Below are 9650 nucleotides of genomic sequence, written 5' to 3'. Positions count from 1 at the left end.
CGGCGATAACAATATTGCTTGCGTGCGTACATAAATTATGGAAAATACGCCCATTGATTTATTTGGGTAAAAATAGTAATCTATATAAGATGTTTGTGTTGTTTGCTATGGACCATATCCACAAATACTGATTTGCGTTCTGGCTTACAATATCGTTTGGATCGCATTTTGCCATTGACCTGTAAAAGGATTTCACAGATGAATCAGGACAATAAAAAAATAAAAATTGCAGTTGCAGGAACAGGGTATGTTGGCCTGTCTAATGCAGTGATATTAGCACAGCATAACACCGTATTTGCTGTGGATATTGTTCCGGAAAAAGTCCAATTGATAAACGATAAAAAATCTCCTATTGTTGATAAGGAGATTGAAGAATATTTAGCCTGCCATCAGCTTGATCTTACGGCGACTACCGATTGGGAGGCCGCTTATCGTCAAGCTGATTTTGTGATTATCAGTACGCCTACGAATTATGATCCTGTGAAGAACTACTTTGATACAAGTTCTGTTGAGACTGTTATCAAACTGGTTTTAAAAGTGAACCCAAAAGCGGTCATGGTGATCAAGTCCACGGTACCGGTCGGTTATACACAAAGTGTGAGAGAAAAGTTTGATTGTCAGAATATTATATTCAGTCCGGAATTTTTACGAGAAGGCCGTGCATTGTATGACAACCTTCATCCCAGCCGCATCATTGTGGGCAGGCCGGGTGATGACGCGCGGATGGTAAAGGCCGCAGGGGCTTTCGCCGGTTTGCTTGCTGAAGGGGCACTAAAAGAAGACGTCCCGACATTATTTACAAATTTGACCGAAGCCGAGGCGGTCAAGCTTTTTGCCAATACATATCTTGCTCTCCGCGTTTCCTTTTTTAATGAATTGGATACTTATGCAGAAGTGCATGGCCTGAATACCAAGCAAATCATTGAAGGAGTCGGTCTGGATCCCCGTATTGGCAATCATTATAATAACCCTTCCTTTGGATACGGCGGGTACTGTCTGCCAAAAGATACCAAACAACTTCTTGCCAACTATCAGGACGTGCCAGAGAACATCATAGAGGCGATTGTGGAAGCGAACCGCACACGGAAAGACTTCATTGCGGAGCGCATATTGGAGAAGGCAGGATACTACAACGGGACTGCCGGAAGGGATGGAACGTCGGGTAAGCCAGTAGTAGTGGGTATCTATCGTTTGACCATGAAAGCGAACAGCGACAACTTCCGCCAGAGCAGTATCCAAGGCGTGATGAAGCGATTGAAAGCCAAAGGTGCGGAGGTTATTGTCTACGAGCCGACGCTGGCGGATGGCGAACTGTTTTTTGGCAGCAGAGTGGTGAATGATTTGGCAACGTTTAAGGCAAGCTCTGATGTTATTGTAGCAAACCGATATAATGTTGCGTTGGATGATATGAAAGAGAAGATTTATACCAGGGATTTGTATAGGCGGGATTGAATTTATTACATCTTTTCTTTTCCCCATTGTGCTGAACGTGGCGACATCAAATACCATCTGCGTAAAAGTGTATGTTAATGAGAAATTGGCACATAGTTTTGGCGGAAGCGATGGACAGCTCATAGGCCTTGGAAAGGCGACGGGAATGCCCCGACAATGCAAAGCTACGCTCCACGTTGCTCGCTTGCATCTATCGTTTTTATGCTTTGCGAATCAATACTGTCATAACTGGGTGTGGCATTTCGTTTTGCCGTCCGAGGCGTCTTTCTTGCAATCGCGTCAAGTACTTCTTTCTATCGTCCACTCAGTCGTGCACGCCGATACAAACTGTGTAAAAGATATTATGTTGCGCCTTTTAAGGTGCCACCACAAGCAATATGCCCTTATAGGGCTTGTTCAAAACCACCGGTTCAACCGGTGGTTTTGATTATGATGCGGATTTCTTGCGGGTAGCGCGTAGCATTCGAGCAAAAATCAGAACAGTTAGCCCTACAGCTGGAAACATAGATATTTTATTGAAATATTTTACACGCGTTTTTAGGCTGGGAAATTCATTGTCATTTTAGGCAAAGTATTCTATAATTAATCTTGGATGATTTATGTACAAGGTTACATGACAAATGCGCCGGAGGAAGCCATGCGTAACAAAGATTACAGACATATTGGGAAAAATGTAGGTCGGGCTGTCCGGCATGCCATTCGTTCTGGTAATATTGAAGAGGCTGGCCGGGCATTGGAAGATGGCGTTCAAGGATTGACCAATGATGTAAATCAAACGCTCCGTGATCTAAGCAATGCAGGCCGTCGGTATTCATTTATGAGAAATAACAGGTCATGGCAGGGCGATTTTCAAAACAGTGCGAACGGTTTCCAAGATCGATACGCGGGGACACCGCCTTCCTCTCAGCAACCGGGCATTCGGTCCGCTTTTCGCAGCCATATACCTGGTAGAATATCCGGTATCATCTGTTTGATTTTCGGTCTGGTGATCGGCATTCCGCTATTGATCTTTGATTTTGGAATGATTGCCGTTTTTGCGGCTGGTTCTGTGTCTTTTGCAATTGGGATCGTTGGAACCGTGATAGGAGCCGCCCTAACGGCGATTGCTTTTGCGATGGCGGGTTACGGGGGCGCGTTGCGTCGTCGTGCTCGTCGCTTTGCGCGATGTCGTGATGCGCTGAATGGCGCGGCCTTCTGCACGGTGGAACAACTTGCCGAGACCGTTGGGCAATCGATGGAGCGCACCAAAAAAGACTTGAAAAAGATGATTGCTTCCGGGGTTTGCCCGCAAGGACATCTTGATCGTAAAGAAACCTGTTTTATGGTAGACGATGCAACTTATGAAAGATATCTGGAAGCGGAAAAGGCCTATACAGCCCGACAGGCGGCTGAGCAGGACGAGAAGGCAAAGGAACAGGCCAGCCCAAAAGAAGCGGAACTTGCCGCTGCGAAAAAAGAAGGCAGGGCGTATTTGCAGCAGATTCATACCACAAACGATGCTCTCACGGGTGAGGAAATCACGAAAAAACTGGATCAGCTGGAGACGGTAGCGTCCCGAATTTTTTCGTGTGTGGAGCAGCATCCCGAAAAACTGCCGGAAATACGCCGCTTTATGCACTACTATATGCCAACGACCATAAAGCTGTTGAAAGCCTATGAAGAATTTGAAAAGCAAGCGGTGCAAGGCACAAATATCACTAAGACGAAGCAGGAGATCGAACAGGCGCTGGATACGATCAATCATGCGTTCGGCAATCTGTTGGATACACTCTATGCGGATGACGCGTTTGACATCTCCACGGATATTTCTACATTGGAAACGATGCTGAAGCAAGAGGGCCTGACGGGTAGTGACTTCGCCGATGCACCAGAGAACAACAAACCGTAAGCTGACAAGACCATGCTGAATACTGGAGGTTACTTATGAACCAGAATGAACTGCCAACTCCGGAACTTACGCTTGATTCGGCTCCGGAGCAATCCCCTTCCGCTCAAACCGTTTTTGCACAGACCGCTGTTGAAAAAGAAGCGGCGCCGCAGCCGCAGTTGACGCCGGCCGAGCAGAAAATGGTGGACGACTTTGCTGAAAAGATTGATCTGACCAATAGCCATCAGATTCTTCAATATGGTGTGGGCGCGCAAAAAAAGATGGCGGACTTTTCCGGGAGCGCGTTGGAGAACGTGCGCACGAAAGATTTAGGAGAAGTCGGGAAGATGCTTTCCGGCGTCGTCGCGGAGCTAAAAGGGTTTGATGTCGGTGAAGAGGAAAAGGGCTTTTTGGCCCGCTTTCGGCGCACAGGTAACAAACTGACGGCATTGAAAGCACGCTATGCAAAGGCTGAAGCCAATGTGAATCAAATTTGTGACGCACTGGAAGCCCATCAGGTGCAGCTTTTAAAGGATATTTCCGTTTTAGATAAGATGTATGAGGTCAATAAGACCTATTTTAAAGAGCTTTCGATGTATTTGCTTGCCGGTCAAAAAAGGCTAAGCACAGCACGCTCAAATGATTTACCCCTTTTGCAGCATAAGGCGCAGTGCTCCGGTCAGCCGGAAGATGCGCAGGCCGCGAATGATTTCTCCAATATGTGCAACCGTTTTGAAAAAAAGCTGCATGATTTGGATTTGACACGCATGATTTCTATTCAGATGGCTCCGCAGTTACGTCTGGTGCAGAACAACGACTTGATTATGAGTGAAAAAATCCAATCTACCATTACCAATACGATTCCTCTTTGGAAAAGCCAAATGGTGCTGGCAATGGGTGTGGAGCATTCTGTACAAGCGACTAAGGCACAGCGCGAGGTCACGGATATGACAAATGCCCTGTTGCGCAAGAACGCGGATACACTTAAGATAGCCACCATCGAAACGCAGCGGGAATCTGAGCGCGGTATTGTAGACATTGAAACACTGAAACATACTAACGAAACACTGATTTCCACATTGGATGAGGTGATGCATATTCAACAGGATGGCCGTGAAAAACGGGCACAGGCCGAACAGGAACTTAGAAAGCTCGAGTCTGATTTGAAGAATAAGCTGGTGCAGCTGCACTGATTGCGGCACTTGATTATACAATGAAGTTTAGAGTATAACGGACCACTCAAGAGATGATTTCCTGTTTTCGCTTAAGCAACTCGTCCGAAAACAATTGTTGCTGGACATTTTCAAATCCCAGTCGTGCGATTGTATCGGAGAAGCGTTCCCCTGTGCTTCCTTGGTCGCGAAACAAGAGGATAGCCTTTTCCACCATTGCAAGCACCTCTTCCTCAGAGGTGAGCAGCTTTTGCAGCGGTTGTCCCTGTGCAATTTTTTTGCCCCATCTTCCACCGATACTGATCAGGAATCCCGGCGTGCCCTTTTCAATGACATGAAAAGGGCATTTTCCGACGCATCGCCCACAGTGCAGGCAGCTTTTCGGATCAATATCGATGAAACCGTCCTTGAGTTTTGCCACATGCACCGGGCAAGCTGCTTCCACCTGACATTTCTTGCATCCCCGACACATCTCTGTATGCACATTGGGTACCAGTTGCCCCGTTATGCCCACATCGTTTAATGTAGGCTTGACACAGTTGTTCGGACATCCGCCAACCGTGATTTTGAATTTGTGCGGCAATTTTACCGTATGGTATCCTTTATAAAAAAGCTCGTAGATTTTTTGAGAAAGGGCGAACGTATCATACAAACCAAACTGGCAGGTAGTCCCCTTGCAAGATACGATGGGCCGCACAAGCGGGCCGGTGCCGCCGGTTTCTAATTCCGCTTGGCTTACGAAGTTTCGGAACGGTTCAATATCCGCAAAGCGAATGCCGCGAACTTCAATGGAAAGACGTGTGGTAAATTCCACCTCACCGTTTCCATATTTTTTGGCGGCTTCCGCAATTGCAACCATCTGTTCGGCGGTGATTTTACCGTTTGCTGTGATAATTCGCCCATTGAACCGATCCGTTCCCTTGTTGTGCAGAAAACCCAGAGATTTTACCTGCTTAATTTGTTCTAACGTGACAGCGTTTGTCATATTGTGTTCCTCTGGCAGTGAGCCGGACATGCTTTGTTAACGACCGTGGGTTCTTAATGTATATTGTAATGCTTGTATTTATAGATGTAAAATGCTAATATATTTATGATTTCATGTGTTTTTATCTATGTATGGGAGAAAGCAATATGACGGTAAGGGATATGGAGGTTTTTGTTTCCGTCGCGGAAACCGGACATATCGGTGCGGCTGCTAAAAAACTGTATCTTTCGCAGCCAACAGTGAGCCACGTCATCTTACAGATTGAAAAAGAATATCATGTCTGCTTGTTTGAACGGCTGTCACGAAAGCTGCATATTACGGAAACAGGGCAGGAACTTTTGCAGTATGCCAGACATATTTTGGTGAATTACAAGGAAATGGAGCGCTATCTTTATCATGCTGCCGAACAGTTAAAACTAAAAATCGGTGCCTCACTAACGGTGGGAAGTATTTTTCTGGCAGGAATGGTGTCACAATATGAAGTTGAAAACCCCAAAGTACGTATTCGGGTCGTCGTGGAAAACTCCAAGGACATTATCCGCAAAATTATAGAAGGTTCCCTGGATATGGCTGTAATTGAAGGAATGGTTTATTCGGATGAAATTGTTTCCAAAGAAATATATGAGGATGAAATGGTTTTGATCTGTGGCAAACGCCATCCGTTTGCCTCCTGGAAATCGGTTTGCCTGTCGGACTTGCAGAATATGGATTGTGTGCTGCGCGAAGAGGGTTCCGGTACCAGAGCTTTTTTAATAAATCTTGTGGAAAGTCATGGCATCCATATCGTGGAAAAATGGGTCTGCCATAGTTCCGATTCTATTATCAATATCGTGGCTGCCGGGCAAGGGATTTCTGTCCTTTCCAAATCTCTGCTGCTTCATACGGATGACGTGGTACAACTGCCAATTCGTGATTTTGAGCTGACAAGAAGTTTTCGTACCATCTATCATCGAGACAAATATATTTCTTCCGCGCTGAAAAATCTGATGGATGAAATCGAATGTTTTTTTGCAAATAAAAAAGACAAAATTGTCCAGGAAACGCCCAAACCTTAAAAATACCGTGTTGAATGTCGGTTGGAGAGCGCTTGGAAAACGGAGGAGGATATCGTAGATAGCAACCAGAGGGGTGCGTGATAAGTCTCTGCATTTGCTAGGAGCGTGCAACCACTGAGCAGCGAGGCATACGCTTTGCGATCGCATGTTTCCCGAATCATGAAGATATCTACTGGTATATACGGGATGCTATTTTTTCCTATACTTGTCGAAAACTATGTTTTTATGTTATAATCAATTGAAAACATGACGCTATAATAATCGGGGTCATATAGGGAGAGGACGAAATTGGGAGTCAGGAAAGCGATTATCCCTGCAGCAGGACTGGGGACACGCGTACTACCGGCATCTAAGGCTATTCCCAAAGAGATGTTGCCGTTAGTAGATAAACCTGCCATCCAATATATTGTAGAAGAAGCAGTTCACGCGGGAATTGAAGACATCCTTATTATAACAAACCGCAACAAAACCGTCATGGAAGATCATTTCGATTGCAGCCCAGAATTAGAGCAACAGCTGGCAGCGACAGGCAAATTGGACAAACTGGAGATCGTAAACAATGTGTCCAATCTGGCCGATATTACATATATGCGACAAAAAGAGACACTTGGTCTTGGACACGCGGTGCTTTGTGCACGTCCGTTTGCAGGAAATGAGCCTTTTGCGGTATTGTACGGCGATGATGTCATTGTAAGAAAAAGTCCGGCGATTGGTCAACTTTGCAAAGCGTACGATGCGTATCATATGGGCATAGCAGGTATTAAACAGGTGCCTGAACAAAATATTAATAAGTACTCTTCCTTAGCTGTTGAACCGATGCACGACCGTTTATTCAAAATCACAGATATGGTAGAGAAACCTCAAACCCCAGATGAAGTGCTTTCTTTGTACTCCATTTTGGGGCGTTGTGTGTTGCCTCCAGAGATTTTTGATATTTTGGAAAAGACTCCATTTGGTGCAGATGGAGAGCTTCAGCTTACGGATGCCATGCGTACTTTGACCCGCACAAAAGGCATGGTGGGCGTCGATTACGAAGGTGTGCGCTATGATATGGGGAGCAAATTGGGTATAATGAAAGCAGCCGTGGAAGCAGCTCTCGTACATGATGAAATCGGAGCGGAATTTCGTATATATGTGAAACAGCTTGCAGAGACGCTTTGATTTTGGCTGATTGCTACCATTAAATAGAGGAATTAAGAGATAAATGAAAAAGTATGATTATTTAATTGTGGGCTCAGGATTATTCGGTTCTGTGTTTGCACACGAGGCAAGGGCACATGGGAAAAAGTGTCTCGTGATTGATAAAAGAGCCCATTTGGGTGGGAATATCCATTGCGGACGTATCAATGACATAGATGTGCATACATATGGTGCGCATATTTTCCACACCAATAATACGCGTGTGTGGAATTATGTAAACCAATTTGTTCATTTCAACAGATATACCAATAGCCCCATTGCCAACTATAAAGGCGAGATCTACAATCTTCCTTTTAACATGAATACATTTAATAAACTTTGGAACGTCATTACACCGGATGAAGCGCAGCAGATAATCGCCAAACAGCGAGAAGAAGCAGATGTTACAGTTCCACATAATTTGGAAGAACAGGCAATTGCGTTCGTTGGAAAAGATATTTATGAAAAATTGATCAAGGGCTATACGGAAAAACAATGGGGGCGCCCCTGCAAAGAATTGCCGGCATCTATTATAAAAAGAATACCTGTACGTTTTATTTATGATAATAATTATTTCAATGATATTTATCAAGGAATCCCGATTGAAGGCTATAATGCCCTGATTGACCAATTTTTAGATGGCATTGATACACAAGTGAATGTAAATTATTTTACAGATAAAGCGTATTATCAATCACTGGCGGAGAAGGTTGTCTACACTGGTGCGATCGATGAATTTTATGAGTACTGCTATGGCGAATTGGAGTACCGCAGTCTAAAATTTGAGACAACCACATTGGATATATCAAATTATCAAGGCAATGCTGTAGTAAATTATACAGATGCCGAGACACCGTATACAAGGATTATTGAGCACAAACATTTTGCTTTTGGGCAGCAAGAGCATACCGTTATAACCAAAGAGTACCCTGCGGAGTGGCAGCGCGGAACAGAGGCATATTATCCAATCGGTAATGAGAGGAATTTGCAACTGTATGCACGGTATCAAGAACGGGCAAAACAGGAAAAAAACATTCTGTTTGGCGGAAGGCTTGCGGAATATAAGTACTATAATATGGACGCGGTGATTGAGAGCGCACTGCGTGTGGCTGACAGGGAGTTTTAGCTCATGACAGACATAAAGATATTGATAGCAGCACATAAGCCCTACTGGATGCCAACAGATGATATCTATTTTCCAATCCATGTTGGCAAATATGGAAAGCAGGATTTTGGTTTGGCTGGTGATGACAGCGGTGAGAATATATCATCCAAAAATCCAAATTATTGCGAGCTGACCGGCGTTTACTGGGCATGGAAAAATTTAGATGCTGACTATATTGGATTAGCGCATTATCGCCGGCATTTTACCATGCACAAATTGAGTGGATCATCAGAAACGAAGAAAAAATATGTATTAAGCCGTGGACAATTAGAATCCCTCTTGAAGGGTGCAGATATAATTGTACCGAATAGACGAAATTATTTCATTGAAAGCAACTATTCACATTATGTTCATGCACACCGTCAAGAGGGATTAGATAAGGTATGCGAGATTATTAGGCGGCGGTATCCAGCTTGTACGGACGCCTGTAAGCAAGTAATGCACCGTAGCTGGGCGCATATGTTCAATATGTTCATTATGAAGAAAGAATACTTTTATCAGTATTGTGCGTGGCTGTTTGATATTTTAAGCGAAGTGGAAGAAACTGTTGATATATCTGATTATTCAGCGAGTGAAGTGCGGATTTATGGGTATCTGAGCGAACTGATGCTGGATATCTGGTTGGATGCTAATCGTTTAAAATATAAAGAAATCCCGGCAATGTATATGGAAAAACGTAGTTGGGTAGTGAAAGGATCTCAATTTATAAAGAGAAAATTTGTTTCAAACATTAACTTGATGATTTAAAATAGGAGAGGTTCATAATATAGAGATG

At 44.2% G+C, this 9650-nt stretch carries 8 protein-coding genes; 7 read left to right on the top strand and 1 reads right to left on the bottom strand.

What is annotated here, in order from left to right:
* Positions 1-219: 219 nt before the first annotated feature.
* From ABF463_RS12675 to ABF463_RS12665, 3 genes are all read left to right on the top strand, one after another.
* A complete protein-coding gene (locus ABF463_RS12675) occupies positions 220-1452 on the top strand; it encodes a nucleotide sugar dehydrogenase (protein WP_415534091.1) in 1233 nt (410 codons plus the stop codon).
* Positions 1453-2089: 637 nt separating this feature from the next.
* Complete coding sequence (locus ABF463_RS12670) at positions 2090-3340, top strand: 5-bromo-4-chloroindolyl phosphate hydrolysis family protein (protein WP_415534089.1); 1251 nt, start codon at positions 2090-2092, stop codon at positions 3338-3340.
* 35 nt (positions 3341-3375) lie between these two features.
* Entirely contained in the window at positions 3376-4512 is a 1137-nt protein-coding gene (locus tag ABF463_RS12665; protein WP_415534087.1) for a toxic anion resistance protein, read from the top strand.
* Between the two features lie 46 nt (positions 4513-4558).
* On the opposite strand, the gene ABF463_RS12660 is transcribed toward ABF463_RS12665, so the two are convergent.
* Positions 4559-5476, bottom strand: a complete 918-nt coding sequence (locus ABF463_RS12660) for a 4Fe-4S dicluster domain-containing protein (RefSeq protein ID WP_415534085.1) — start codon at positions 5474-5476, stop codon at positions 4559-4561.
* Positions 5477-5622: 146 nt separating this feature from the next.
* On the opposite strand from ABF463_RS12660, the gene ABF463_RS12655 reads away from it, so the two are divergent.
* The 4 genes from ABF463_RS12655 (at position 5623) to ABF463_RS12640 (ending at position 9622) form a co-directional block, all read left to right on the top strand.
* Positions 5623-6531: a LysR family transcriptional regulator gene (locus tag ABF463_RS12655; RefSeq protein WP_415534083.1), complete on the top strand. Its 909-nt coding sequence runs from the start codon at positions 5623-5625 to the stop codon at positions 6529-6531.
* A gap of 288 nt (positions 6532-6819) precedes the next feature.
* Entirely contained in the window at positions 6820-7692 is an 873-nt protein-coding gene (locus ABF463_RS12650) for a UTP--glucose-1-phosphate uridylyltransferase (protein WP_415534080.1), read from the top strand.
* A 43-nt stretch (positions 7693-7735) separates the two neighbouring features.
* Positions 7736-8836, top strand: a complete 1101-nt coding sequence (gene glf, locus ABF463_RS12645; RefSeq protein ID WP_415534078.1) for a UDP-galactopyranose mutase — start codon at positions 7736-7738, stop codon at positions 8834-8836.
* Positions 8837-8839: 3 nt separating this feature from the next.
* Positions 8840-9622 carry a DUF4422 domain-containing protein gene (locus tag ABF463_RS12640; RefSeq protein ID WP_415534076.1) on the top strand — a complete coding sequence of 261 codons (783 nt, stop codon included), beginning with the start codon at positions 8840-8842 and terminating at the stop codon, positions 9620-9622.
* The last annotated feature ends 28 nt before the right edge of the window (positions 9623-9650 follow it).

It is taken from the genome of Ethanoligenens sp., assembly GCF_047718355.1.
Taxonomy (GTDB): Bacteria; Bacillota; Clostridia; order Oscillospirales; family Ethanoligenentaceae; genus Ethanoligenens.
This window is presented reverse-complemented; position numbering and strand designations above follow the sequence as displayed.

What these genes read in the sequence shown, in the direction of transcription:
- ABF463_RS12665 (WP_415534087.1), top strand. Translation starts at nt 3,376, where the DNA reads ATGAACCAGAATGAACTGCCAACTCCGGAACTTACGCTTGATTCGGCT.
- ABF463_RS12670 (WP_415534089.1), top strand. Translation starts at nt 2,090, where the DNA reads ATGCGTAACAAAGATTACAGACATATTGGGAAAAATGTAGGTCGGGCT.
- glf (WP_415534078.1), top strand. Translation starts at nt 7,736, where the DNA reads ATGAAAAAGTATGATTATTTAATTGTGGGCTCAGGATTATTCGGTTCT.
- ABF463_RS12660 (WP_415534085.1), bottom strand. Translation starts at nt 5,476, where the DNA reads ATGACAAACGCTGTCACGTTAGAACAAATTAAGCAGGTAAAATCTCTG.
- ABF463_RS12640 (WP_415534076.1), top strand. Translation starts at nt 8,840, where the DNA reads ATGACAGACATAAAGATATTGATAGCAGCACATAAGCCCTACTGGATG.
- ABF463_RS12655 (WP_415534083.1), top strand. Translation starts at nt 5,623, where the DNA reads ATGACGGTAAGGGATATGGAGGTTTTTGTTTCCGTCGCGGAAACCGGA.